Here is a 26,609-nt window from a genome sequence, read left to right as displayed (position 1 = left end):
CTACTCCATCAAATGGTCAAGTTCGTCATAGGCCGGCAGCGCCCGGTCGATCACCGCGCCGTCACGCACCACGATGCGCCCGCTTTCCGGCCGGGACAGGACCTCGGTCCAGCTGCGACCTTCACAGATCAGGAAGTCCGCCGGCCCGCCCTCGGCGAGTCTGCCGTAGTTCTCGTCCAGCCCCATCGCCCGCGCCGGATTGGCAAACACCGACTTCGGCCAGTCGGCGACCGGATGGTCGAACTGAATGGTGCGTGTCGCCATGCGGTAGACCTCCATCATGTCGAGATCGCCATAGGCGTAGAATGGATCGCGCGTGTTGTCGGAGGCAACGCAGACATTGATGCCGCGCGCCTTCATCTCGTGCAAAAGCGTCACCCCGCGCCAGCGCGGTGTCGTGCCATCGGAGCGCCGGTCCTGCAGGTACATGTTGCACATGGGAAGCGACACGACCGAGATGTTGCAATCCGCCACGGCGTCCAGCGTGCGCAGAACCTCGTCATCGGGCTGGCGCGCCAGCGCGCAGCAATGGCCGATCAGGATGCGGTCTTCATATCCATGCCGCTTGGCTGCTTCGGCGATCTTTCGAAGCGATACCGCTTCGAGAGCGTCTGTCTCATCGGCATGGAAATCGAGCTGCAGTTCATTCTCGATGGCCGCTCGGAACACCATGTCGAGCAATTCGTCCAGGTCCGGCACCATGAAGGTCACCGCGCCGAGCACGCCGCCAGCATTCCTGACCCGGTCGACAAGCGTCTTGAACCACGTTTTGTCTCGCCCGGTGTCGATGCCGAAAAGGCAGGCTGCCTGCAAATCTATACGCCCAGCCCATCGCTCGCGCATGGCTTCGAAAACCGGCCACGAGATCGTTTCCTGCGGCGGCAGGGAATCGAGATGAGTACGGATGGCCTTTGTGCCGTAGGCGTAGGCGCATTTCAGCGCAAACTCCATGCGCGCCTCGATATCCTCGGCGCTCCACTTGGCGGCGCGGTCCGCACCCACCGCCTCCAGCGCGCCGGGAAAGGACCCGTCCGGATTGGGCTGGCGCGGCCAGATATGGCCTTTGTCGAGATGGGTGTGGCAATCGACGAAGGCCGGCATCACGACGCGGCGGCGTAGATCGTTTTGCGCGCCTTCGCCTGCCGCCTCCGATGGCGCGATCCTTGTGATGCGTCCGTTCTCGACCGTCAGGTCGTAGAGCCCGAAGCCTTCCGCATCATGCCGGCTGGCGTCTCCATCGACCCACGAGTCATGCAAATGCACCCGATGCAGCGAAAATCCCGTTCCTGTGCGAACGATCGACCCACCAGACATCAATGCTCCTGTGTTAGCGCGCTTTCATGCCAACGGCGCAGAATGCGGTTGGAAATGAATGTAAGCACGAGAAAGATCACAATGCCGGTAAAGGAGATCAGGATCAGCGCGGCGAAGAGACGCGGGGCGTTGAGCCGGTAACCGGCCTCGATGATGCGGCTTGCAAGCCCGGAAGACTGGCCGGATGCACCGGCAACGAATTCGGCAACGACCGCGCCGATCAGAGCCAGCCCGCCGGCGATCTTAAGCCCGCCAAGGAAGTACGGCATCGATGCCGGCAGCCGCAGATGCCAAAGCGTTTGCCAGCGCGTTGCGCCGTTCAGCTTGAACAGGTCGAGCAAGTTCCGATCGACCGAGTTCAATCCCAGCGTTGTATTCGACAGGATCGGGAAAAAGGCGACGATCCAGGCGCATAGCAGGAGCTTGGTGGTCTGGTTATCGACATAGATATTGATCAGCGGGAAGATCGCCACGATCGGCGTCACCTGAAGCACGACCGCGAAGGGAAAGAAGCTCATCTCCACCCATTTTGACTGGGTGAACAGCACCGAAAGCCCGACGCCGCCCGCAACCGCGAGAGCCAGTGATAGGAAGGTGATCTTCAGCGTGTTCACCAGCGATGAGAACAGCAGGCCGCGATCCTCGATCAGCGTTGCCAGCACCTCGCCCGGCCGCGGCAGGATATAGCGCGGGATCTCGTTCCAGACGCAGATCCGGTCCCACATGAAGATCGCGACACACATGATCAGGATCGGCAACAGCCATTTGCCGGTCTTTTCCATCTTGCGCTGACGCGCGCGCCGCATTTCCTCGGCGTCGACCATGACCGCTGCGTCGCCCTGCATCTCAGTGGAGGACATGATCGTCTCCCCCCTCGCCTTCTATGCCCATCGCCGAACGCAGCAGCGACGAGGCCTTGCGGGTCAGATGCGCGTAATCTTCCGACGTGCGGAACGTCTCGTCGCGCGGATAAGGCGCGTCCACATCCATCTCGCCGAAGACGCGGCCCGGATGAGCGGCCATGACGACGATGCGGTTCGACAGGAACACGCTTTCGAACACGGAATGGGTCACGAAAATCACAGTAAAGCGCTCACGCTCCCAAAGAGCCAGCAGGTCGCTGTTGAGCTGAAAACGCGTGATCTCGTCAAGCGCAGCAAAGGGCTCGTCCATCAGCAGCACCCGCGGCCGTGTCACCAGACCGCGTGCAATAGAGACGCGCATCTTCATGCCGCCTGACAATTCGCGCGGGACGGCATTCTCGAAACCGCTCAGATTGACCTGCGCCAGCACATCCTCGACCTGCGGCTTCGCCTCGGCACGCGAAACACCCTGCAGGCGCAGCGGCAGCCAGACATTGTCAAAGACAGACGCCCACGGCATCAGCGTCGGCTCCTGGAAAACGAAGCCGATATCGGCCTTTCCCATCGCCGGCCCGCGCCAGTCGAGCACGCCCGATGTCGGTGACGACAGCCCGGCGATAAGCCGCAAGGCCGTCGACTTGCCACAGCCTGACGGCCCGAGCAGGCTCAGGAAGTCGCCCTGGTTGATCGTCATATCGACATCGCGCAAGGCGACGACGTCGTTTCCGAAAACTTTTCCGACGGACCGCAGAATAAGCTGCGGTCCGCCGGTTTTTGCCTTGTCGGCAGTTTGCATGTCCACGCGGAAATGCCTTTCGAAGATTACTTCTTCAGGTCCAGGCCGACGCCCTTGTTCACGAATTCCAGCGTGTAGGACTTCTCAATATCGATGCCCGCGTCCATGACGCCCGAATCGACCATCTTCTGGTAGAAGTCGGCGATCCGCTCGGCGGTCATCGCGCCGATGCCCATCTCTTCCGTGTCGCCGGAATCGACGATGCCATATTCCTTGAGCTTCTCGATCGAAAAGGCGATCTGCTCGTCGGTCATGTCCGGATTGTCTTTCTTAATCATCTCGTTGGCGGCAGCGTTGTCGCCATAGAGGTAGTTGTACCAGCCCTTCGACGAGGCATCGACGAAGCACTGCACGACCTCGGGACGCTCATCGATCGTCGCCTGCATGGTCTCGACCGTCGTGGAATAGGTGCTGAAACCGAAATCGGCGAGCAGGAACAGGTTCGGCACGAATCCGCCCTCACGCTCCACCGCGAAGGGCTCGGAGGTGATATAGCCCTGCTGAACAGACTTCGGGTTGGCGATGAACGGCGCAGGGTTGAACGTGTACGGAATGCGCTTCGACTCATCAAAGCCGAAATCCTTGACCATCCACTGATAGAAGGTCTGGAAACCCTCGTCGCCTAGGATGAACTGCTCGGCGTTCTTCAGCTCTTCCCAGGTGTCGAGCCCCTCGCCGGGGTGGCTCATCAGAACCTGCGGCTCCTTCTGGAAATGCGCGGCGACGACCTTGAGCGGAATGTCCTGCTCGACGGCCGAGAAGGCCTGCAGCATGTTGCCGCCCATGTAGAAGTCGATCTTGCCGGCCAGCATCAGCGGACGGCCGGAGACCTGCGGTCCGCCGGGCATGATCTCGACCTCGAGCCCGCATTCCTCGTAGGAACCATCGGCAACAGCCTGATAGTAACCGCCATGCTCCGCCTGGGCGAGCCAATTGGTGCCGAAAGTGACCTTTTCCAGGGCGAAGGCCTGGGTTGAGAAAACGGCCGCAAGGGCAGTGGTGATCAATAGAACTCGTTTCACGTTCACACCTCTATTAGTTGGACGCACAGCCGGTTAGCCACGCTTTTTGAACCTCGGCAATTGATGCAAGTGATATGCCAGCCATGCGACAGCGCAGACCGTTCAGTTTCCGCTTCTTTCCCGCAAAGCCTCCCTTTCACAAGCCCAGTTTTATCGCATCCTGCTTAAAAAAACAGCACGCTTGAGTTTGCGGGTGCGCTTTGCATTATGAGCGGCGATTCTGACCGGAGACCATTGTGTTCAACCATCTGACCCCTGCCGGTATCCGGCCCCCCTTTGCGAAATACAGCCACGGCGTGGAAATCCCCGAAGGCATGCGGCTGGTCCTGTGTTCAGGCCAGCTCGGCATCGACGCTGACGACGTCATACCGGCAGACACCGGGGCCCAGGCGCGGCTCTGCTTCGCCAATATCGAGGCGATCCTGAACGAGGCCGGTTTGGGACTTTCCGATATCGTGCGCATCAATGCCTATGTCACCGGACGAGACCATCTCAAACCCTACATGGCCGTGCGCGACGAATTGTTTTCCGAGCCGGCCCCCGCCTCCACGCTGATGATCGTTTCCGGCTTCGCCCGCGAGGAATTCACCGTCGAGATCGAGGCGATCGCCGCCGGACCGGCGAGGACGGAATGATGACAAAACGTTTCTGGTGGGGCGACTTCACGACAGGCGAATTCGAGAACCTCGATCCCGACGGGGCGATCGCCGTGCTGCCGATCGCAGCAACCGAGCAGCATGGCCCGCATCTGCCCGTCTCGACCGACCACGCCATCATGGCCGGCATGCTGGAAACTGTCTTTCCGCTGATGCCGGACGGGATCGACATGCGGGTTCTGCCGATCCAGTCGGTCGGAAAGTCCAACGAACACATCCGCTCGCCCGGCACGCTGACCATTTCGGCGACCACGCTAATCGACCACTGGTACGACCTTGGCGCCTCGGTCGCCCGCGCTGGCATCCGCAAGCTCGTGATCGTCAACTCGCATGGCGGCAATGAGGAAATCATGGGCATTGTCGCCCGTGAGTTGCGTGTGCGTCACAACATGATGGTCGCCAAGACATCATGGATGCGTTTTGGCGTGCCGGAAGGCCTCTATGGCGATTACGAGCGCAAATACGGCATCCATGGTGGCGACGTCGAAACGTCGCTGATGCTGCATTTCACGCCCGATACGGTGCAAATGGACAAGGCCGAGGACTTCACCTCCCGCGTCGCGGACGCACAGAAGCAGTTTACCCACATCGCCCACACCGGCCCGAACGCCTTCGCCTGGATCGCCCAGGACGTGAATCCCTCCGGCGCGGTCGGCGAAGCAGCCCAGGCGACCGGAGAAAAGGGCCGCCTGACTGCTGAGCACCAGGCGAAGGGATTCGTCGAACTGATCGGCGACATGGCGAAAGCGAAACTCGCCGACTGGATCGTCACGAACGACTAGGTAGCTGCGTTCGCCGCCTCGCCCGCCAGATCGTCAATGATCGGGCAGTCCGGCCGCCCGTCGCCGTGGCAATGCTTCGCCAGGGTCGCGAGCGTGTCGCGCAGCGATTGCAAATCGGCGATCTTGCGGTCGATCTCCGTCACCTTTTCGAGAGCGACCGCCTTCACGTCCGCGCTCGCCCGGTTCTTGTCGTCGTAGAGCGAGAGCAGCAGCCGGCACTCGTCGATGGTGAAGCCAAGGCTGCGCGACCTTTGCAGGAAACGCAGCCTGTGCACGTCGTTCTCCGAGTAGTCGCGATAGCCATTTTCAGCGCGCGACGGGGTGACGAGGCCGATTTCCTCGTAATAGCGGATGGTCTTGGGTGGCAGGTTTGCCTGATCGGCGGCCGTTCCAATGTTCATGTGACCCTCCCTAGAGTTTCAACGTCCGCAGCCGAAGCGCATTCGAGATGACCGAGACCGACGACAGGCTCATCGCGGCAGCCGCGATCATCGGCGACAACAGCGTCCCGGTCAGCGGATAGAGGATGCCCGCCGCCACCGGCACGCCGATGGAGTTATAGGCAAAGGCGAAGAACAGGTTCTGCTTGATATTGGCAAGCGTCGACTGCGCCAGTTTCCGCGCCTTGGCGATGCCCTGCAGGTCTCCCTTCAGAAGCGTGATGCCGGCGCTTTCCATCGCCACGTCGGCGCCGGTTCCCATCGCGATGCCGACATGCGCTGCAGCCAGCGCGGGCGCGTCGTTGATGCCGTCGCCGGCCATAGCGACACTCCTGCCCGCGGCCTGCAACTCCTCGACCAGTGCTTTCTTGTCCTCCGGCAGCACGCCGGCGCGCACTTCGTCGATGCCCAGTTGCGCGGCCACCGCCTTCGCCGTGCGTTCGTTGTCGCCTGTCGCCATGATGACCCGCAGGCCCGCTTCGTGCAGCGCCCTGATCGCGCTGGCAGTGCTCTCCTTGACCGGATCGGCAACTGCCACCATGCCTGCGATCTTGCCGCCGACAGCGACCAGCATGACCGTCTTGCCCTCGCCGCGCAGCCTGTCGGCCTCATCCGCCGCGGCGTCCGCGTCGATGCCTTCGGCCTCCATCATCGCAGTGTTGCCGAGCGCGACAGCCTCGCCTGAAACCGTGCCCTTGACGCCCTTGCCGGTGACAGCGTCGAAATCCGTCGCGGAGCCGACTGTGACGCCGCGTTCCTCGGCGCCCGCAATAATTGCCTCGGCGAGCGGATGCTCGGAACCCTTCTCAAGCGCCGCCGCGAGCGAGAGAATCGTTGTCTCGTCGTGTTCCCCGAGCGCCAGGACGTCGGTCAGCTTCGGCTTGCCTTCGGTCAGAGTGCCGGTCTTGTCGACGATCACCGTATCCACCTTCGCCATGCGCTCGAGCGCTTCCGCATCCTTGACCAGCACGCCGGCCTGCGCGCCACGTCCGGTCGCCGCCATGATCGACATCGGCGTCGCGAGGCCCAATGCACAGGGGCACGCGATGATCAGTACCGAGACCGCAGAAACGATGGCGAAAACGAAGGCCGGCTGCGGCCCCAGCAACAGCCATGCCAGAAAGGCGATGACCGCGACCGACACAACCGTCGGGACGAACCAAGACGCCACGCGATCCGCGAGCCCCTGGATGGGTGCACGCGAGCGCTGCGCCGAGGCGACCATTTCGACGATATGGGCAAGCATCGTATCCTCGCCGACCTTGTCCGCCACGATCACCAGCGTGCCGTTCTTGTTGAGCGTGCCGCCGGTGACCTTGTCGCCCTCGCCTTTCTCGATTGGGACCGGCTCACCGGTGATCATGCTCTCGTCGACCGAAGACCGGCCTTCCTTCACCACGGCATCGACCGGAACACTTTCGCCCGGCCGCACGCGCATGAGGTCGCCCTCGATGATGTTTTCCAGCGGCGCGTCATATTCCTCGCCGTCCGGCGTGATCCGCCGCGCCGTCTTGGGCGCGAGGTCGAGCAGCGCCTTGATCGCATCGCCCGTGCGCTCGCGCGCTCGCAGTTCAAGGACCTGTCCGACGAAGACGAGTGCGATGATCACCACGGCCGCTTCGAAATAGACCGGTACATGCCCCCCTTCCATGCGCATGGTCTCGGGAAATAGGCCCGGCGCGAAAGTCGCTACGACGGAATAGGCATAGGCTGCCGCCACGCCCAGCATGATCAGCGTCCACATATTGAAGTTTCGCGTGACAATGGACGTCCAGCCGCGATGGAAGAACGGTCGTGCAGCCCATAACACGACCGGGGTCGCGAGCAGGAACTCGAGATAGACGGCGATCTGCTCGCCGATCCAGTCACGCACCGGCAGGCCGATCATCGGCCCCATGGTCAGGATCAGCAGCGGAATCGCCGCGCCGGCACTGACCCAGAGCCGGCGGGTGAAATCGATCAGTTCCGTGTTAGGGCCTTCGGACACGCCGCTCATCGGCTCCAGCGCCATGCCGCAGATCGGGCAGGTTCCCGGCCCCTCCTGAACGATCTCGGGATCCATCGGGCACGTGTAGAGCGCGTTCTTCTTCTCGGCCTTTTTCTTCTTCTTGTTGTTTCCCGAGAGAAAGAAATACGGATCGGCTTCGAAGCGGTCGTGGCACTTCGGATTGCAGAAATGGTACTCCTCGCCCTTGTATGTCAGCGAGGGTTTTCCCGCATTGAGCTTCACCGTCATTCCGCAAACCGGATCGATTGCGGTTTCGCCCTCGACGGCTTTGCTCTCCGACTTATCCTCAGCCTTGTGCGATCCGCAGCAGCTGCCGTCGGATTTGTGCTCGTGATGATCGTGGTCCCGATGGTCCATTTTTCAAACCTTCCAGTCTTAGTAATCCTGAGATAGGGCTTCCAGTCACTGGAAGGTCAAGAGACTTCGGCCGGACACTCCTTTTTTAAGCCGTTCTCAGCACCGGCCCGTCGAGCAACGCCATGATGTCCCCGAAATATCCGCCCGAGCGCGCGGGCCGGGTCGGATCCGAAGTGATGGCGACCGCAAGGTCCCTTTCGCGATGCGCCGCGATAACCTGGCCGCCATAGCCGCGTGCCAGCGCATATCCGCTATCGGTCAGGAACCATCCATAGCCGTAGCCCATGCCCGAAAACGGAGAAACGGCGCGCGCTTGCAGCGAAGCGTCAATCCAGTCTTGCGCGATGACCTGCTCGCCTTCGAATCGGCCGCCGTCGCGAATCATGACCGCGATCTTCAACATGCCGCGAGGCGTCAACGCCATCTCGTTTCCGCCGAGATAATATCCCCGCGGATCGCGCGTCCATGCTGGCACCTCGATTCCGAGCGGTGCGCCGAGACGTTCGCGCGCGAGCGTGAGCAGACTCTTCCCCGTGACTTCCGATAGAACCGCTCCGAGGACATGAAACGAGCCCGTCGAATAAAGCATACGACCGCCGGGCTCGGCGACGAATGGCCGGGTCAGCTGGTCGGCGATCCAGTCTCGCGAGGCGATCCACCCGCCATAGTTCGGCCCGGAGGTGCGCTCCAGCCCGGCGCGCAGGGACACTAGATGCTCCACCGTGATCTCTTCGACGCCCTCGGTGGCGTTCGCGGGCACGAGACCCGGCGCAATTTCGCCGAGCGTTGCAGTGACGCTTTCGATCTCACCACGGGTGAGCGCGGTCCCGAGGAGCAGAGCAACGATGGATTTCGAACAGGACTTGATGTTTGCGACACGGTCGAGCCCCGGTCCGCGCGGTGCGGCGGCGAATAAGAGCTCGCCGCCGATCTGGACCTGGATCGAGTGCAACTGGTCGAGACGCCCGATCGCGCTCTCGATGTCGTCTTCCTGCGCTATCGCCTTCGACACGAGGGAGGAGGTGGTGCCGGCGATCAGGCCGGCAGTGAAACTGCGTCGTGTAATCATCGCCCTTATGTAGTGCGATGGCGCCGGCGATTCACCAGCAGATCGCGTCCTTCGTGGTCGCGAGTTCTTCCGCGTCCCATGCGGCACTCAGCTAACGCCACCGGCCCAGCCTGCCGCACCTGCCACATCCTCCGTAACACCTGCCAATTCCTCCAGATCGGCCTGTTTTCCGATGCACGGTACCGCGAAGCCTGATAAGCTCTGCGTTCAGGAGAAAACCATGAATGTCTTGCCCCTCCTCGAGATGAGCAACCGCTACCTCCTTGATCGTGAGAGAGAAAATCTGGAACTGCCACCCGGCATGTCCATTATTCGCCGGCACGAAAGGAGCAGTATCGAAGCCCAGGTCTACGAGCCCGTCATGTGCCTGATCCTTCAGGGCAGCAAAGTGACATCCATTGGCGACCAGACCGTCGAACTCAATCCGGGCGACGCCTTGCTGGTGAGCCATGAATTGCCCGTCGTGTCCCGGATCACCCGCGCGAGCGAAAACGAACCCTATCTCGCGCTGATCCTTCCGCTCGATCCGGGGCTGTTGCGGAGCCTTTATGAACAGGTCGCCGATGCGCCGGAGTCCATCTCCGGCAGTGTGCGTTCGCTCGCCGCAGGTCCGGTCGACCCGGCATGGATAGCGCCGCTGACACGGTATTTCGAACTGATGGACAATCCTCTGGACGCGAAGGTGCTTGGTCCTTCCATCCGGCGCGAGATCCACTATCGCCTCCTGCTCTCGCCGATCGGCGGAATGCTGCGAAACCTCCTTGTCGCGGACAGCCATGCAAGCCGGATTGCCAAGGCCATCCGCAAGGTACGTACCGATTTCCGTTCGCCGCTCAGCGTGCCGGACCTGGCGAAGACCGCCGGCATGAGCCCGTCGTCTTTCCACGAGCACTTCAAGTCCGTGACCGGAACGACGCCATTGCAATACCAGAAGGATCTCCGCCTGATCGAGGCGAAGACATTGCTCGCCGGACAGCGCTCGGTTTCCGAAGCGGCCTTCGCCGTGGGCTACGAAAGCCCGACCCATTTCAGCCGGGACTATTCGAGGAAATACGGCGTAGCCCCGAGCCGGCATGCGGGTGTCGCCATTCTTGAGCAGGTGTCCGCTGCCTAGTCGACCGGTTGTGACAAATGAATGCGCTGGAGCGGACGGACCTGTCCCATGGCAACGGCATTACGTAAGGTTGTCATAGTTTGGCGCGCGTTCCCGAAAAGTGCTAGTCTCCCGCTCCGATTCATTGGCGGGGAGCAAGACGATGCGGGACACTGAAGGGCTGTCGGCCTATCGCTGGACGATTGTGTTCGCATCCGCGCTCATCCTCGCGATCGCAATGGGATCGATCGTCAACGGCATGTCGGCCTATATCGTGCCGATCGAGGACGCCTATGGCTGGGATCGGGGCGATATTGCCCTGATCAACGTGGCGGGAATCATCGGGCTCGCGGCGGGCGGGCTGATCATGGGACCGCAGGCCGACAAGCGCGGAACGCGCCCGGTCGTGCTGTTTGGCGCAGTCGCGATCGGCATCTGCTATCTCGCGGCATCCTTCGCCACCGCGCTGTGGCAATTCTACCTGCTGATGTTCTGCGCCGGATTCTTCGGTGCGGCGGCCATCTTCCCGCCGATCATGGCATCGATCGGCAACTGGTTTCCGATCGGCGCCGGCCTCGCAATCGGCCTCGCCTCAGGCGGACAGGCGCTGGGTCAGGGCGGCGTACCATTCGCCTCGTCGTTCCTCATCAAGAGTTTCGGGATCAGTGGCGCGCTCGCGGTGACCGGGGCCGTCATGCTCGCCGTTCTCATTCCTTTGGCCCTGCTGCTCCGGCAACCGCCGGCACTATCCACCAGAAGCGCTGCGGCGCGGGCGGCGGAAGACAGGACCTACCCGCCGGCAAAGCTTGTCATCCCCGCGATGTGCGCGGCGATCCTCCTGTGCTGCACCTGCATGTCGGTACCCCTGATGCACCTCGTGCCGCTTTGCCAGGACAAAGGCTTTTCGGCCGACGAAGCGGGAAGCGTCATCTTCCTGATGCTGATGGTCGCCATTGCCGGCCGAGTCGCCTTCGGCAAGCTGGCCGATATCATCGGCGCGCTCCCCGCCTACATGACCGCCACGGCCTGGATGGGCCTGCTCGTCTACGGCTTCATGTGGATGGAAAGCCTCTCCGGATTCTACGTCTACGCCGCGCTCTATGGCTTTGGCTATGCCGGGGTCATGACGGGTGTTCTCGTCTCGATCGCTTCTCTCACACACCCGTCGCGGCGCGCGTCGGCGATGGCGATCGTCTCGCTGTTCGGCTGGCTCGGCCACGCAAATGGCGGCTATCTCGGCGGCTACCTTTACGACCTGACAGGCGGCTATTCCCTCGCCTACTCGATCGCCGCCTATGCCGCCGCGCTGAACCTTCTCGTGGTCGGCATGCTTTATATCAGAACGCGCGGCCCCAGGATGAAGGTGTCACACGCATGACAGCGCCCACATACAGCGATGTCTTCATGCAAAACCTGGTGCACGATCAGGCAGGCACATATGTCAGCCTGATGGCACTGTCGCCGATCAGATCATGTGACATCAGGCGCAGCGGCGGCCTCGGACCGGTAAAGAACGGTGCTCCACCGCCAAGCACGCAGGGGTGAACGTAGAGCCGGTACTCGTCGATCAGGCCGAGTTCGGTCAGGTATCCCGCAAGGACCGGACCGCCAATGTCGATCTCACCGGATTGTCGCGCCTTCAATTCCCGTATCGCTGCCTCGAAATCACTCGTGATGAGCGTTGCGTTGGGGCCAACCGATTGCAGCGACCGCGACACCACCCACTTCGGCTGGTTCCGCCACGCCGCCGCGAATTCGCGTTCGTCGGCGGACCATGCGGGATCGTCCTCCTCCCAGTAACGCATGATCTCATAGAGCCGGCGGCCGTAGAGGCTGCCGGCCAGGCCGCTGACCGCCTCGATCCAGTGGCGGAACAGCACCGCATCTGGCGCGAACTTGTCATGATCGACATAGCCATCCAGTGACACGTTCATTCCGAAGACGAATTTCGCCATGCCGAAAAACCTTCGCTTCCGCCGGATGGTAGGCTGTTCAGCGAATTGCGCAAGACGGGACAACTCCCGTAGAAGCCTGCCTCACACCGTCAGGTGTCGGCGCACTGACGGATCGTCCAGGCTTTCGGCCGGGCCTTCATGGACGATCTCGCCGCGATCCATGATGTAGACCTTGTCAGCCAGTTCGCGGCAAAAATCGAGATACTGCTCGACCAGCAGGATCGAGATGCCCTTCTCGTCGCGAAGATACTGAAGCGCCCTGCCAATATCCTTGATGATCGACGGCTGGATGCCTTCGGTGGGCTCATCAAGGACGAGGACCTTGGGGCGGGTGACCAGCGCGCGGCCGATGGCCAATTGCTGCTGTTGGCCGCCGGACAGGTCGCCGCCGCGCCGCGACAGCATCGACTTGAGGATCGGGAAAAGCTCGAACACGTCGTCCGGGACATTGCGTTCCTTGCGCGGAAGCCGGGCATAACCCGTTTCGAGATTTTCCTTCACGGTCAGGAGCGGGAAGATCTCGCGTCCCTGCGGCACATAGGCGATACCCCTGCCCGCGCGTGGATGCGGCGCGCCGGTGAGCTTTTCGCTGTCCAGCGCGATCTCACCCGTGCGGATCGGCTGATGGCCCATCACCGCCCGCAAGAGCGACGACTTGCCGACGCCGTTTCGGCCGAGGACGCAGGTGATCTTGCCGGACTCGGCCTTGGCGGAGACGCTCCGCAGCGCCTGGGCGGCGCCATAGTAGAGGTCGATATTGGAGACGGTCAGTGCGGTCATCAGCGCCCCAGATAGCTTTCGATCACGCGTTCGTCCGCGCTGACATGGTCGAGCGAGCCTTCCGCCAGAACCGAGCCTTCGGCCAGCACGGTCACCTTGACGTCGAGATCGCGAATGAAGGTCATGTCGTGTTCGACGACGATCACCGCCTTTTCGCCGGCGATTTCGCGCAGCAGCTTGGCGGTTTCTATGGTCTCGGCATCGGTCATGCCGGCAACGGGTTCATCGACGAGAAGAAGCTTCGGATCCTGGGCCAGCAACATGCCGATCTCCAGCCACTGCTTCTGGCCGTGCGACAGGTCGGCGGCGAGTTCCGAGCGGCGGTGCCCGAGGCGGATCGTCTCCAGGATCTCGTCGATGCGTTCCTTCTGCTCCGGGGACGTGTCGGTGAACAGCGTGGCGAAGATGCCGTGATCGCGTTTCAGCGCCAGTTCCAGATTGTCCTCGACCGTGTGGCTTTCGAAGACCGTCGGTTTCTGGAACTTGCGGCCAATCCCGAGCAACGCGATGGCGGATTCATCGTGACGCGTCAGGTCGATATCGCCCTCGAACAGGACCGTGCCAGAGTCGGGTCGCGTCTTGCCGGTGATGATATCCATCATCGTCGTCTTGCCGGCGCCGTTCGGGCCGATGATCGCCCGCATTTCGCCATGCTCGACGGTCAGCGACAATTCGTTGATCGCCTTGAAGCCGTCGAAAGAAACGGAAACACCGTCGAGATAGAGCAGCGACTTGGTGAGCTTTTCGGTCATTCCGCCGCCTCCGTTCCCGGCTGCAGGGTCTCTTCGGCGCGGTCGGCCTCGCGGCCGCTCCTGAGACGCGTCCAGCCTTCATTGAAGAGCCCGACAATGCCCTTGGGCAGGAACAGCGTGGTCGCCACGAACAACGCGCCGAGCGCGAAGAGCCAGAACTCCGGGAAAGCGGCGGTGAAGTAGCTCTTCCCGAAATTGACTGCCACCGCGCCAATGATCGGACCGATCAGCGTTCCGCGTCCCCCGACCGCCGTCCAGATAACGACCTCGATGGAGTTGGCGGGCGCGAACTCGCCCGGATTGATGATGCCGACCTGCGGCACATAGAGGGCACCGGCGATGCCCGCGATCATTGCGGAGACAACGAAGGCGAACAGCTTGATGTGTTCGACACGGTAGCCGATGAAACGGGTGCGGCTTTCCGCGTCGCGCACACTGACCAGCACCTTGCCGTAACGCGAATTGACGATTCCCGAACACAGGATAAAGGCGATCGCCAGCCCGATCGCGGTCGCCGCAAACAGCGCGGCGCGGGTCTCCTGCGCCTGCACGGAGTATCCGAGAATATCCTTGAAGTCCGTCAGGCCGTTGTTGCCGCCAAAACCCATCTCGTTTCGGAAGAAAGCGAGCAGCAGCGCATAGGTCATGGCCTGCGTGATGATCGACAGATAGACGCCGTTGACGCGGCTTCGAAAGGCGAACCAGCCGAAGACGAAAGCGAGCAGTCCCGGCACGAACAGCACCATCAGCATGGCGAACCAGAACATGTCGAAACCGAACCAGAACCACGGAAGTTCCTTCCAGTTCAGGAACACCATGAAATCGGGAAGGGTCGGGTGGCCGTAGACGCCGCGGGTGCCGATCTGGCGCATCAGATACATGCCCATCGCATAGCCGCCGAGCGCGAAGAAAGCGCCGTGGCCGAGCGAAAGAATGCCGCAATAGCCCCAGACGAGATCGAGCGCGAGCGCCAGCATGGCATAGCAGAGATACTTGCCGAACAGCGCCATGATGTGTGTCGGCACATGCAGCGGGTGGTTGATCGGCAGCATGGCGTTCGACAGCGGCACAAGCACGGCCACCGCAAGCAGCGCCAGCGCGACCCAGATCGCCTTCTTGTCGAGCGCGCGGAATAGGAACCCGGTGATCATGTCTCGACCGACCTCCCCTTGAGCGCGAACAGGCCGCGCGGACGTTTCTGGATGAACAGGATGATGAAGACGAGAATGAAGATCTTGGCCAGCACGGCGCCCGCATAGGGTTCGAGGAACTTGTTGGCGACACCCAGCGTCAATGCGCCGACCAGCGTGCCCCAAAGATTGCCGACCCCGCCGAAGACGACGACCATGAAGCTGTCGATGATGTAGCCTTGGCCAAGGTTCGGCGAGACATTGTCGATCTGGCTCAGCGCCACCCCGGCGATACCGGCAATGCCGGAGCCGAGCGCGAATGTGAACGCGTCGACCCAGGGCGTTGCGATCCCCATCGAGGACGCCATCGGACGGTTCTGCGTCACGGCGCGCATCTGCAGCCCGAAAAGGGTCCGCTTAAGGACGATGAGCAGAATCGCGAAGACCACCAGCGAGAACACGACAATCCAGAGCCGGTTCGTGGTTATCAGGATTTCACCGACCTCGAAGGAACCCGACATCCAGGACGGATTGCCGACTTCGCGGTTGGTCGGTCCGAAGATCGTGCGAACGGTCTGCTGCAGGATCAGCGATACGCCCCAGGTCGCCAGCAGCGTCTCGAGCGGACGGCCATAGAGGAAACGGATGACGCCGCGTTCCAATACGAAGCCGGCGGTGCCGGCGACGAGAAAGGCGAGCGGCAGCGCGATGGCCAGCGAATAATCGAACATGCCGGGCGCGGAGTTGCGGATCACTTCCTGAACGACGAAGGTCGTGTAGGCGCCGAGCATGACCATCTCGCCATGCGCCATGTTGATGACGCCCATCACGCCAAAGGTGATGGCCAGTCCGATCGCAGCGAGCAAAAGCACGGAACCCAGCGAAATACCGTACCAGATGTTCTGGCCGGCGGCCCAGAACATCAATCGCTCCTCGACCGAGGCGATCGCGGTTTTAGCGGCTTCCGCGACGGTCGCGATATCGCTGTTTGAGACAGTGGTCAGGATCGGCAGGACATCGCGCCCGCCGCGTGTTTCGAGAATATCGACCGCTTCGAGTTTTTCGACTTCGCTCATATCGGAGTCGAGAACGGCGGCGGCGCGTGCATCAATGAAGGCCTGACGCACCCGGTCGTCCTGCTCCTCGGCGATGACAGCGTCGAGCGTTTCGATGATGTCCTCGTCAGGCCGCGAGAAGATCGTCTCGGCGGCTTGCATCCGAATCTTCGGGTCTTTCGCGCGCAATGTCAGGCCGGACACGACATCGGCGATCATCCGGCGAATGGAGTTCTTGATCTTGATTTTGCGAAGATCGTCTTCGGTGGCGGTGCCAACGACGTCGAGCGTCAGCGGATCAAGCAATTGGACATTGTCGTCCTTGCCGCGGATGACAAAGACCTCGCCATCGCTCTCGCGCACCATCACCTGGCCTTCGGAGAGCTCGTTCAGCGCCGTCGCGGCGGCGGGGTCGCCAAGAGCTGCGATCTCCTCGATCACGGCCTCGGTTTGGGAAAATTTCGTGGCTTCGGCGAATTTGGCGATTGCGGCGCGCAGTTCCGCCTCGTCAGCGCGAACCGGTCCCGTGACAGCCATGATCATGGCCAGCAGGCCGGTGAGAAATAGGATCAGCCGCATTGTCGGTCTGGCGCGCCCAATAAGAATTTGTCGGAAAGAACGGGAAGCCGGTGAACCGGCTTCCCGCAGCGAGGGTGTCTTAGGAGGAAGAGCCCAGGCATTTTTCGGTTTCGGTATTGTAGTTACCGCATTTCAGCTCGATCCAGTCGGACTTGAGCGGCTTGGATTCCGGCAGGAAGTCGGACCATGCATCGCCCGGAACGAGATCTTCGGTCTCGGAAACCACTTCGAACTGACCGTCATCCTGGATTTCGCCGATCAGCACCGGCTTGGTGATGTGGTGGTTCGGAAGCATCACCGAGGTCCCGCCCGTCAGGTTCGGGGTCTCGATGCCCGGAAGCGCGTCGATGACGGCGTCCGCATCCGTGGTGCCGGCAGCCTCGACCGCCTTAACCCACATGTTGAAGCCGATATAGTGGGCTTCCATCGGGTCGTTGGTCACGCGATCGTCGCCCATGCGCGCCTTCCAGGTCGCGATGAACTCTTCGTTCTCCGGCGTATCGACGGACTGGAAGTAGTTCCAGGCGGCAAGGTGGCCGACCAGCGGACCGGTGTCGAGACCGGCAAGCTCTTCCTCGCCGACCGAAAAGGCGACGACGGGAATGTCGGAAGCTTCGATGCCCTGGTTGCCCAGTTCCTTGTAGAACGGCACGTTGGCGTCGCCGTTGATCGTCGAGACGACGGCGGTTTTCTTGCCGGCCGAGCCGAATGCCTTGATGTCGGCCACGATCGTCTGCCAGTCGGAATGACCGAACGGCGTGTAGTTGATCATGATGTCTTCTTCAGCAACGCCCTTGTCCTTGAGATAGGCCTCGAGGATCTTGTTGGTCGTACGCGGATAGACGTAGTCGGTACCGGCGAGAACCCAGCGCTCGACGCCTTCTTCTTCCATCAGGTAGTCGACGGCCGGAATGGCCTGCTGGTTCGGAGCGGCGCCTGTGTAGAAGACGTTGCGCTGCGATTCCTCGCCCTCGTACTGGACGGGGTAGAACAGGATCGAGTTCAGCTCTTCAAAGACCGGCAGAACGGATTTGCGCGACACGGAGGTCCAGCAACCGAACACCACATCGACGCCGTCTCCGGTGATCAGTTCACGTGCCTTTTCGGCGAAAAGCGGCCAGTCCGAAGCCGGATCGACGACGACCGCTTCAAGCTGCTTGCCGAGCAAGCCACCCTTCTTGTTCTGCTCGTCGATGAGCATTTCCATGACGTCCTTGAGGGTCGTCTCGGAAATCGCCATCGTTCCCGACAGCGAGTGTAGAATGCCGACCTTGATCGTGTCTTCCTGGGCCGTGGCCGCGTTCACCAGCGCCGAGGCTGCGAGCGCGGCACCCGCTAAGGCACCGGTCAGCGTTTTTCGAAAAAAATTCATAGGAGGCTCCCTGACAATTGATAACGCTTGGTAAAGAGCAATCGTCGTGCCAACACCCAAAAAAGCCTCTCGAGAGAATAGATTCCACCTATATTTCAATACCTTATTGAGACAATTCGATTCACATCATCAAGCGACGCGAGATCTCGGTCACTGCACCGCAAAGCGGCAAACCGACGCATGTAATGCTCAATAAATATGCAAACTCATCATATGCATAATAATTGATCTGTTGCTGATAGGCGATATCTTGCCGCCGCGATTCCTATTTCGCGTTACGTCGCGCAGCGGCGAGCGCCTGGCTTAATATCTCGGGATCGCCGATCTGGCTTGCCAGGATCAGGATCAGGCGCGCATCCATGCGCAGGCATTGCTCGAAAGTCAGCCCCTCATGCGCCTCCATGAGCGCCTCGCAAAAGGCGTCATAGTTGCTTCCGAGACGGTCCTTCAGAAGATCGCGCTTTTCGCTCATCGTCCATTCTGCTGCGTTCCGGCTTTCGGAAGAAATCTAACACCAAACGCCCCACGCCGTCACACACCCGACAGCGGTCCGGCGGTGACGGAGTCGTCGATGCGATGCAACCGACCCCCGGGAATGCGAAATTTCAAATCATCCTGTGCGCTTGCCGGCCAGCTTCACCGCCGCCTCGACGATCCCCGCCGCGGACGGAAGCGTCGCCGCATAGGCGGGACCCGTCGCGATGAAGCTGTCTTCGGCAGTCACGCGCGCGAAGGATTCGACCCCGGCTTCCGCCATGAGCGCCATCAGCGCCTCTGATTGCGAGCCCGTGCGCCGGCACTCGTCGACGATCAGCACGTGGCGGCAATCGGCCACCGCCTCCAGGATTGCCTCGCCTGGCAGCGGCGCGAGCCAACGCATGTCGACGATGCGCGCCTCTATGCCATGCGCCTCGACCAGCCGTTCCACCGCCTGGTGCGCGAGGTAGCAGCCATTGCCATAGGTAACGATCGCAAGGTGGTCGCCATGGCCCTCCACCGCTACCTCGCCAAGCGGGATACGCTTGTCGGGAGCGGGATAATGGCGCATCCACAGCCCGTCCTTTTCTCCATGCAGGTCGCGCATCGGATAGAGCGCAATCGGCTCGACGAAGACACAGACGCGCTGTTCCTCGCGCGCAAGCCGCACGCATTCGCGCAGCATCATCGCCGCATCCACGCCATTCGAGGGACAGGCGACGATCAGGCCTGGTATGTCGCGCAGAACGGCAAGGGAATTGTCGTTGTGGAAGTGACCGCCGAACCCCTTCTGGTAACCGAGCCCGGCGATCCGGACGACCATCGGGTTGGAATACTGCCCGTCCGAGAAGAAGGACAGCGTCGCCGCCTCGCCCCGCAACTGGTCTTCCGCATTGTGCAGATAGGCCAGGAACTGGATTTCCGGGATCGGCAGAATGCCGTTATGCGCCATGCCGATGGACAGACCGAGGATCGACTGCTCGTCAAGCAAAGTGTCGATGACCCGGTGGCGTCCGAACCGCTCCATCAGTTTCTGGGTAACGCCGTAAACGCCACCCTTCGCGCCGACATCCTCTCCTGCCAGAACGATCTCGCCATGTTCGAGCATCAGGTCGGTCAACGCCCAGTTGATCAACCGGGCCATCGGCTGCGGCTGATCGAGAGCCTTGAGGTCGCCGCCAAAGGCCCGCTCGCGCGCCGCTTCCGATGGGCCGTTGGTCGACTTGCATATGCGCTTCGGGGGAACGAGGCTCCCCATCACGTCGCCGGACGCCTTAAGCCGTGGACGATCGACGGCGAACTCCATTTCCGCCTCGCAGGCCGTCTCGATACCCTTGTAGATGTCGACGGCATCATCGGGCGCGAGAAAGCCCGCCGCCGACAGCAGACTCGCCGTGTGAACCAGAGGGTCGTTGTCTTCGGCTTGCTCGATCTCCGATTTTGGCCTGTAGGCCGCCTCGACGTCGGAGCCCGCATGGCCGAACAGGCGAACGGTCTTCACGTGAAGGAACACCGGCTGACGTCTGGTGCGTGCGAACTCCGCTGCCTCGAGCGCTGTGGCATAGGTGTCAAAGATGTCGAGGCCGTTGCAGGCGAAATAGGCAAGCCCGGCGCGGTTGGAGAAATTCGCGGTGATCCAGTCCGTCGGCGTACGCACGGAAATGCCGATACCGTTGTCCTCGCAGACGAACATGAGCGGCAGCGGCACCGACTGGTATGCCGTCCAGGCTGCCGCGTTGAACGCGCCTTGCGCGGTCGAGTGGTTCGCGGATGCGTCGCCGAAGGAACACATGACCACCGAATCCTGAGGCAAGGCCGCATGCTCCGGCCGCAGGCGCTTCGCGAGGCCGACGGAATAGGCCGCGCCCACCGCTTTCGGCAGGTGGCTGGCAATCGTCGATGTCTGCGGCGGGATGGAAAGCGCCTTCGAACCCAGCACCTTGTGCCGCCCGCCCGAGATCGGATCCTCCGTCGAACAGGCGAAGCTCAGCAGCATGTCACGGATCGGATTCTGCCCATCGACCTGACCGGCCCGCTCCACCTGAAACGCTCCGTCGCGATAATGCAGAAAGGCCATGTCCGTCGGGCGCAACGCGGCTGCGACCGCCGCCATTCCCTCATGGCCGGACGAACCGATCGTGTAATAGCCTTGGCCCGCCTTCTGCATTCTGCGGCCCATCCGGTCGAGATGCCGTGACGTGCATTGCGAGCGGAAGATGCCGATGGCGCTTTCGCGATCCATCGGCAGTTCGTTCGGCAGGTCCGCGACGGGCAGGTCGCCAGCCGTCACGCGCTCAAGGAAGCGCTTGTGGACAAGTTCCGCGCGATCCATGAAACGCCCCTAGAAAAAAGCCTGCAAACCGGTCTGTGCACGGCCGAGAATCAGCGCATGAACGTCATGCGCGCCCTCATAGGTGTTGACCGTCTCGAGGTTGGCCATGTGCCGAAACACCTGGAATTCCTCCGAAATGCCGTTGCCGCCATGCATGTCGCGGGCATGGCGCGCGATATCCAGAGCCTTTCCGCAATTGTTGCGCTTGATGAGCGAAATCATCTCGGGCGCGGCCCTCGCCTCCTCCATCAGGCGTCCGACGCGGAGCGCCGCCTGCAGGCCGAGTGAGATTTCCGTCTGCATGTCAGCCAGTTTCTTCTGGAACAATTGCGTCTGCGCCAGCGGCTTGCCGAACTGCTTGCGGTCGAGACCGTATTGGCGCGCCGCATGCCAGCAGAACTCCGCCGCGCCCATCGCCCCCCAGGCGATGCCGTAGCGCGCCCGGTTGAGGCATCCGAACGGGCCTTTGAGCCCCTCGACATTCGGCAGGAGTGCATCTTCGCCGACCTCGACCCCCTCCATCACGACTTCGCCGGTCACGGATGCGCGCAGACTCAGCTTGCCCGCGATCTTAGGCGCAGAAAGCCCCTTCATGCCCTTCTCCAGCACGAAGCCGCGAATCTTGCCGCCATGCGCCTCCGACTTCGCCCAGACAACGAACACATCGGCAATCGGGCTGTTCGAGATCCACATCTTCGAACCGTTCAACACATATCCGCCGTCGGTCTTCTTCGCGGTCGTCTTCATGCCGCCCGGATCGGACCCCGCATCTGGCTCGGTCAGCCCGAAGCAGCCGATCCATTCGCCGGAAGCCAGTTTCGGCAGGTACTTTTTACGCTGTTCCTCGGTCCCGTAGGCCTGGATCGGATACATGACCAGCGACGACTGCACACTCATCATCGAACGGTAGCCGCTATCGACGCGCTCGATCTCGCGCGCGACCAGCCCGTAGGCGACATAGCCAGCGCCCGCCCCGCCGTAGTCGTCGGGAACGGTGACACCGAGCAGCCCGGTTTCCCCCATCTCGGCGAAGACTTCCGGTTCGACGCGCTCCTCGCGATATGCGGCGATAACGCGCGGCTGCAGCTTCTCCTGTGCATAGGCCGCCGCCGTGTCGCGGATCAGCCGTTCCTCGTCGTTCAACTGGTCGTCGAGAAGGAACGGATCCTCCCAGGAAAACGAGCCGAGTTCCGGCGTTGTCGTATCGCCCATGACATCCCTTTCTTATTCGTTCTTGTCGGCAGATGCGGCGCACAAAAGCAATGCCAGTGCGGACTGTCAATCAGCGTTGCGCCGTTAGGCCGCGTCCCGGTTCGTCAGCTTCTGGTTGAGCAGGAAGCGCGCGAACAGCGGCAGGCTCGCCGCCCCGAGAGCCCGCGCATCGGCGCCCACCACACCGCTGCGTATTTCGGGCTTTTCCAAGCCGGTCATATCCAGCTTCTCAAGCTCGTCGCTGATTGCATCGACAAGCCTCAGGCGAACGTCGACGGGGAGCCAGCCATCAACGACAATCGCCGAAAAATCGATCAATGAACATGCCGAGGCGATCGCATGCGCCAGCCCCGCCGCGGCGGACGCGATCCAGTCGTCGAGAATACCGGCGTCCACCTGCCAGTTCTCCGTACCCTCCCAGAGCGAACTCGTTTCCAGCCCCTGTTCGGCAAGTTGCTTTTCGAGTTCCGAAAGGCTTGCGACCTCGATCAGCTGGCAAACCTTGCCGTCCCGGCCGACGACGGGCATCGGGCCAAGCGCGCCCGAGTTCCCACCGGGACCCGTATAGAGCGCACGGTTGAGAACGACGCCGCCGCCAATGAAATAGCCGACATAGAAATAGAGGTAGTCGTCCGGCGTGTTCGCCACGCCGAAAGCGATCTCTGCCGCGCAAGCGGATGACGCGTCGTTTTCGAGATAAACGGGAAACGTATACATGGAAGCGATTTCGCTGCGGATATCGGCGTCCCGCCAATCGGCCATGGCTTCGTCGGGCACGCCCAGCGCCCGGGTCCAGTTCCAAAGGTAAAAGGGCATCGCGATACCGAGCCCGGCGATCCGCGACAACGCGTCCGAATTGAGCCGGCTGATCAGAGCCCCAATCGCGTCGTGCGCAAACTGAATGGCCTGATCGGGTTTCGGATAGCGGTGCGTCCTGGCCGAGCGGTGAATGACCTCGCCCAGAAAATTCATCAACACCAGTTCCATGCTTCGCCGGCCGATCTTCAGCCCCAACGAATAGGCCCCTTCGGGATTGAGAGACAGGGGGATCGATGGCTGGCCGATACGCCCGCGTTGCGGTTCTCCGCGTATCACCAGCCCGTCGGCCTCCAGACGGCGCATGATCACCGAAATGGTCTGCGCGGAGAGACCGGTCAGACGCGTCAGATCGGATTTCGCCAACGCGCCGCTCCGCCGAATAAGCGTGAGGATCAGCTTTTCGTTATAGGCGCGCATGCCGCTCTGGTTCGTGCCGCGCATCTGCACCGCGCCGCCGCCCGACGGATCGTCGCGCTCTTCAGTCTGGACCATGCCCCTGCCCCGCATTCCGAATCGGACGGCATGACATACACGGATTCAACGTCAAAAGCTTACTCCTCCCCCGTCCAGAATGGCCGCGACCGCTCGCATCTGTCAATAATTAAATCACTGTGAATTAGTTATTGACACGCGAAATTGCCTGTAGTTCCCTATGGAACGTCCGGGAGTAGAGACCGCATTGGATCTCACCGGAGCCGACTCCGCCATGCGCGGCGGAGACATCAAACTGGGAGGATTACACGTGAAGAAGACCCTTATTACGACTGCGATCGCGACCCTCGCACTCGGCGCGGCATTCGCCTCGCCGGCAAGCGCGCAGGACAAGATCGGCGCATGCCTGATCACCAAGACGGACACCAACCCGTTCTTCGTGAAGATGAAGGAAGGCGCCACCGCCAAGGCCGAGGAACTCGGCATCGACCTGAAGAGCTTCGCCGGCAAGATCGACGGCGACCACGAAACCCAGGTTGCAGCCATCGAGACCTGCATCGCCGACGGCGCCAAGGGCATCCTGCTGACCGCGTCCGACACTTCGTCGATCGTCTCGTCCGTGCAACAAGCCCGTGACGCCGGTCTCCTCGTGATCGCGCTCGACACCCCGCTCGATCCGATCGACGCGGCCGACATGACCTTCGCCACCGACAACTTCAAGGCGGGCGAACTGATCGGTCAATGGGCCGCCGCCAAGCTCGGCGACGACGCGGCCAACGCCAAGATCGGCATGCTCGATCTCGCCGTCAGCCAGCCGACCGTTGGCGTGCTGCGCGACCAGGGCTTCATGCAGGGCTTCGGTATCGATCTCGGCGACCCCAACAAGTGGGGCGACGAAACGGATGAGCGCATCGTTGGCCATGACGTGACCCAGGGCAACGAGGAAGGTGGCCGCACGGCGATGGAAAACCTGCTGGCGACCGACCCGATGATCAACGTCGTCTACACGATCAACGAGCCGGCGGCGGCCGGTGCTTATGAGGCGCTGAAGTCGATCGGCCGCGAGAACGACGTTCTGATCGTTTCCGTGGACGGCGGTTGCCCCGGTGTCCAGAACGTCGCCGATGGCGTCATCGGCGCGACTTCGCAGCAATACCCGCTGCTGATGGCCTCCAAGGGCATCGAGGCCATTGCCGCCTGGGCGAAGGACGGATCCAAGCCGGAGCCGACAGAGGGCAAGGACTTCTTCGACACCGGCGTATCGCTGGTCACCGACCAGCCGGTGGACGGCGTGCCCTCCATCTCGGTCAAGGAAGGCATGGACCTTTGCTGGGGCTGATCGCCCACCCTTGATCCCGACCCGCCATTGGCGGCACAATGCAACACTGGAAGCGCGGGCTCCGGCCCGCCTTCCTTCAGGCGCATGTCCGGCCTGAATGGGCCGGCATAATGGAGGAGACTGCGCCCATGTCGGACAATGTCACGACGAAGGACAATTACGAGTCCGCCAGCAACCGCGAGGAAAAACTTGCCGAATTCGAGGTCAGCAAACGCGGCCTGATCGGCAACTTGCAACACTGGCTGCACCAGACGCCGGCAGCGGTGCCGCTGATCGTGCTGATCGCCTCGATCCTGATCTTCGGCGTCTTGATCGGCGACCGCTTCTTTTCGCCGTTTGCGCTGACCCTCGTCCTGCAACAGGTGCAGATTGTCGGCATCGTCGCCGCCGCGCAGAGCCTTGTCATTCTGACGGCCGGTATCGACCTGTCAGTCGGCGCGATCACGGTGTTCTCCTCGGTCATCATGGGTCAGTTCGCCTTCCGCTACGGGCTTCCGCCATCTGTCGCGGTGGTCTGCGGCCTGATTTTCGGCACACTCTGCGGCGCGCTTAACGGCTTTCTGGTCGCGCGCGTCAAGCTGCCGCCCTTCATCGTCACGCTCGGCACCTGGCAGATCATCCTCGCCTCCAACTATCTCTATTCCGCCAACGAAACGATCCGCGCCCAGGAGATCGAGGCCGAGGCCCCTCTCCTGCAATTGATGGGCACGAAGTTCCAGATCGGCGGCGCAGTCCTGACCCTCGGCGTCATCTTCATGATCGTGCTGATGCTCGTCCTCGCCTGGGTTCTCCGGCACACCGCATGGGGCCGGCATGTCTATGCCGTCGGCGACGACCCGGAAGCAGCACAGCTCTCCGGCGTCAACGTCAAGGCAACGCTTTTGTCGGTCTATGCGCTGGCCGGACTGATCTGCGCCTTTGCCGGCTGGGCTCTGATCGGCCGCATCGGCTCGGTTTCTCCAACCTCGGCCTATGAGGCCAACATCGAATCCATCACCGCCGTGGTGATCGGCGGCATATCGCTCTTCGGCGGACGAGGCTCGATCCTCGGCGCATTGTTTGGCGCGCTGATCGTCGGCGTCTTCTCGCTCGGCCTGCGCCTGCTCGGCGCGGATGCGCAATGGACCTATTTCTTCATCGGCGTGCTGATCATCGCCGCCGTCGCCGTCGACCAGTGGATCAGAAAGGTATCGGCATGAGCGAACCCATCCTCAAAGGCCGCGGCCTGACCAAGCGCTACGGCCGCGTCACCGCCCTCGACCGTTGCGACTTCGATCTGATGCCGGGCGAGATCCTGGCCGTGATCGGCGACAACGGCGCCGGCAAGTCGACATTGATCAAGGCCATTTCCGGCGCCGTGACGCCGGAAGAAGGCGACATCTGGATGAATGGAGAAAAGCTGCGCTTCACCTCGCCGAGCGAGGCGCGCGAGGCGGGCATCGAAACCGTCTACCAGACGCTCGCCATGTCCCCGGCCCTGTCGATCACCGACAACATGTTCATGGGCCGCGAATTGCGCAAACCGGGTGTCATGGGCAAATGGTTCCGCCAGCTGGACCGGCCCGCCATGGAGAAATTCGCCCGCGATAAGCTGACCGAGCTGGGCCTGATGACGATCCAGAACATCAACCAGGCCGTCGAGACGCTCTCCGGCGGCCAGCGCCAGGGCGTCGCAGTCGCGCGCGCGGCGGCATTCGGCTCCAAGGTCATCATTCTCGACGAGCCGACCGCTGCCCTTGGCGTGAAGGAATCGCGCCGCGTGCTCGAACTGATCCAGGACGTGAAGTCGCGCGGCATTCCGATCATCCTGATCTCGCACAACATGCCGCACGTCTTCGAGGTCGCCGACCGCATCCATGTCCACCGGCTCGGCAAACGGCTCTGCGTCGTCAATCCGAAGGACTACACCATGTCCGACGCGGTCGCCTTCATGACCGGGGCGAAGGAACCGCCGGAGGAACTGGCGGCAGCCTGA

24 protein-coding genes are annotated in these 26,609 nt (G+C 62.0%); 7 read left to right on the top strand and 17 right to left on the bottom strand.

From position 1 onward, the window contains the following. From ACQK2M_RS11915 to ACQK2M_RS11900, 4 genes are read right to left on the bottom strand one after another with little or no spacing between them, the layout of a single operon-like run. A complete protein-coding gene (locus ACQK2M_RS11915; RefSeq protein ID WP_425417997.1) occupies positions 1–1,314 on the bottom strand; it encodes a cytosine deaminase in 1,314 nt (437 codons plus the stop codon). Continuing rightward, on the bottom strand, positions 1,314–2,174 hold the full coding sequence (locus ACQK2M_RS11910) for an ABC transporter permease (RefSeq protein WP_223475249.1): 861 nt from the start codon (positions 2,172–2,174) through the stop codon (positions 1,314–1,316). Before ACQK2M_RS11910 ends, ACQK2M_RS11915 begins: the two co-directional genes overlap by 1 nt. Beyond that, complete coding sequence (locus ACQK2M_RS11905) at positions 2,161–2,973, bottom strand: ABC transporter ATP-binding protein (RefSeq protein ID WP_425420025.1); 813 nt, start codon at positions 2,971–2,973, stop codon at positions 2,161–2,163. Before ACQK2M_RS11905 ends, ACQK2M_RS11910 begins: the two co-directional genes overlap by 14 nt. 26 nt (positions 2,974–2,999) lie before the next feature. Further along, positions 3,000–3,995, bottom strand: coding sequence for an ABC transporter substrate-binding protein (locus tag ACQK2M_RS11900; RefSeq protein ID WP_425417996.1), 996 nt, complete (start codon positions 3,993–3,995; stop codon positions 3,000–3,002). 236 nt (positions 3,996–4,231) lie between these two features. Between ACQK2M_RS11900 and ACQK2M_RS11895 the strand changes: the two genes are divergently transcribed. Continuing rightward, on the top strand, positions 4,232–4,630 hold the full coding sequence (locus tag ACQK2M_RS11895; protein ID WP_425417995.1) for a RidA family protein: 399 nt from the start codon (positions 4,232–4,234) through the stop codon (positions 4,628–4,630). Beyond that, on the top strand, positions 4,630–5,433 hold the full coding sequence (locus tag ACQK2M_RS11890) for a creatininase family protein (protein WP_425417993.1): 804 nt from the start codon (positions 4,630–4,632) through the stop codon (positions 5,431–5,433). The genes ACQK2M_RS11895 and ACQK2M_RS11890 overlap by 1 nt, the downstream gene beginning before the upstream one ends. Here ACQK2M_RS11890 and cueR read toward each other — a convergent pair. From cueR to ACQK2M_RS11875, 3 genes are all read right to left on the bottom strand, one after another. Continuing rightward, a complete protein-coding gene (gene cueR / locus ACQK2M_RS11885) occupies positions 5,430–5,834 on the bottom strand; it encodes a Cu(I)-responsive transcriptional regulator (protein WP_223475252.1) in 405 nt (134 codons plus the stop codon). The genes ACQK2M_RS11890 and cueR overlap by 4 nt on opposite strands. Before the next feature lie 10 nt (positions 5,835–5,844). Next, positions 5,845–8,238, bottom strand: coding sequence for a heavy metal translocating P-type ATPase (locus tag ACQK2M_RS11880; protein ID WP_425417992.1), 2,394 nt, complete (start codon positions 8,236–8,238; stop codon positions 5,845–5,847). An 85-nt stretch (positions 8,239–8,323) separates the two neighbouring features. Beyond that, positions 8,324–9,307 (bottom strand): serine hydrolase domain-containing protein, encoded by a 984-nt coding sequence (locus ACQK2M_RS11875; protein WP_425417991.1) that lies wholly within the window; start codon positions 9,305–9,307, stop codon positions 8,324–8,326. 220 nt (positions 9,308–9,527) lie between these two features. On the opposite strand from ACQK2M_RS11875, the gene ACQK2M_RS11870 reads away from it, so the two are divergent. Together ACQK2M_RS11870 and ACQK2M_RS11865 are read left to right on the top strand one after the other, a co-directional pair. Continuing rightward, positions 9,528–10,421 carry an AraC family transcriptional regulator gene (locus tag ACQK2M_RS11870; RefSeq protein WP_425417990.1) on the top strand — a complete coding sequence of 298 codons (894 nt, stop codon included), beginning with the start codon at positions 9,528–9,530 and terminating at the stop codon, positions 10,419–10,421. 142 nt (positions 10,422–10,563) lie between these two features. Further along, positions 10,564–11,778: an MFS transporter gene (locus ACQK2M_RS11865; protein ID WP_425417989.1), complete on the top strand. Its 1,215-nt coding sequence runs from the start codon at positions 10,564–10,566 to the stop codon at positions 11,776–11,778. Between the two features lie 46 nt (positions 11,779–11,824). Here ACQK2M_RS11865 and ACQK2M_RS11860 read toward each other — a convergent pair whose 3' ends face one another. The 10 genes from ACQK2M_RS11860 to ACQK2M_RS11815 form a co-directional block, all read right to left on the bottom strand. After that, complete coding sequence (locus ACQK2M_RS11860; protein WP_425417988.1) at positions 11,825–12,355, bottom strand: dihydrofolate reductase family protein; 531 nt, start codon at positions 12,353–12,355, stop codon at positions 11,825–11,827. An 81-nt stretch (positions 12,356–12,436) separates the two neighbouring features. After that, positions 12,437–13,135: an urea ABC transporter ATP-binding subunit UrtE gene (gene urtE / locus ACQK2M_RS11855; protein ID WP_425417987.1), complete on the bottom strand. Its 699-nt coding sequence runs from the start codon at positions 13,133–13,135 to the stop codon at positions 12,437–12,439. Continuing rightward, positions 13,135–13,887, bottom strand: coding sequence for an urea ABC transporter ATP-binding protein UrtD (gene urtD / locus ACQK2M_RS11850; RefSeq protein WP_425417986.1), 753 nt, complete (start codon positions 13,885–13,887; stop codon positions 13,135–13,137). The genes urtE and urtD overlap by 1 nt, the downstream gene beginning before the upstream one ends. Beyond that, complete coding sequence (urtC, locus tag ACQK2M_RS11845; protein WP_425417985.1) at positions 13,884–15,038, bottom strand: urea ABC transporter permease subunit UrtC; 1,155 nt, start codon at positions 15,036–15,038, stop codon at positions 13,884–13,886. The genes urtD and urtC overlap by 4 nt, the downstream gene beginning before the upstream one ends. After that, positions 15,035–16,651, bottom strand: coding sequence for an urea ABC transporter permease subunit UrtB (gene urtB, locus ACQK2M_RS11840; protein ID WP_425417984.1), 1,617 nt, complete (start codon positions 16,649–16,651; stop codon positions 15,035–15,037). The genes urtC and urtB overlap by 4 nt, the downstream gene beginning before the upstream one ends. A 79-nt stretch (positions 16,652–16,730) precedes the next feature. Further along, positions 16,731–18,023, bottom strand: coding sequence for an urea ABC transporter substrate-binding protein (urtA, locus tag ACQK2M_RS11835; protein ID WP_223475261.1), 1,293 nt, complete (start codon positions 18,021–18,023; stop codon positions 16,731–16,733). Between the two features lie 265 nt (positions 18,024–18,288). Beyond that, the gene (locus tag ACQK2M_RS11830) at positions 18,289–18,495 is read right to left on the bottom strand and encodes a DUF2783 domain-containing protein (protein ID WP_425417983.1); all 207 of its coding nucleotides are present in this window, start codon (positions 18,493–18,495) and stop codon (positions 18,289–18,291) included. Between the two features lie 138 nt (positions 18,496–18,633). Continuing rightward, positions 18,634–20,832, bottom strand: a complete 2,199-nt coding sequence (locus ACQK2M_RS11825) for a dehydrogenase E1 component subunit alpha/beta (protein ID WP_425417982.1) — start codon at positions 20,830–20,832, stop codon at positions 18,634–18,636. Between the two features lie 9 nt (positions 20,833–20,841). Continuing rightward, complete coding sequence (locus ACQK2M_RS11820) at positions 20,842–22,044, bottom strand: acyl-CoA dehydrogenase (RefSeq protein ID WP_223475264.1); 1,203 nt, start codon at positions 22,042–22,044, stop codon at positions 20,842–20,844. An 84-nt stretch (positions 22,045–22,128) separates the two neighbouring features. Next, entirely contained in the window at positions 22,129–23,355 is a 1,227-nt protein-coding gene (locus ACQK2M_RS11815; RefSeq protein WP_425417981.1) for an ROK family transcriptional regulator, read from the bottom strand. A 250-nt stretch (positions 23,356–23,605) separates the two neighbouring features. Between ACQK2M_RS11815 and ACQK2M_RS11810 the strand changes: the two genes are divergently transcribed. The 3 genes from ACQK2M_RS11810 to ACQK2M_RS11800 all read left to right on the top strand — a co-directional run bounded on the left by ACQK2M_RS11810 (position 23,606) and on the right by ACQK2M_RS11800 (position 26,609). Continuing rightward, entirely contained in the window at positions 23,606–24,634 is a 1,029-nt protein-coding gene (locus tag ACQK2M_RS11810; protein WP_223475266.1) for a sugar ABC transporter substrate-binding protein, read from the top strand. A 128-nt stretch (positions 24,635–24,762) separates the two neighbouring features. Continuing rightward, positions 24,763–25,833 carry an ABC transporter permease gene (locus ACQK2M_RS11805; protein WP_425417980.1) on the top strand — a complete coding sequence of 357 codons (1,071 nt, stop codon included), beginning with the start codon at positions 24,763–24,765 and terminating at the stop codon, positions 25,831–25,833. Further along, complete coding sequence (locus ACQK2M_RS11800) at positions 25,830–26,609, top strand: ATP-binding cassette domain-containing protein (protein WP_425417979.1); 780 nt, start codon at positions 25,830–25,832, stop codon at positions 26,607–26,609. The genes ACQK2M_RS11805 and ACQK2M_RS11800 overlap by 4 nt, the downstream gene beginning before the upstream one ends.

The organism is Oricola indica, assembly GCF_965227485.1.
Lineage (GTDB): Bacteria > Pseudomonadota > Alphaproteobacteria > Rhizobiales > Rhizobiaceae > Oricola > Oricola indica.
The sequence above is the reverse complement of the archived record's forward strand: the minus strand, read 5'-3'. Positions and strand labels throughout refer to the sequence as shown.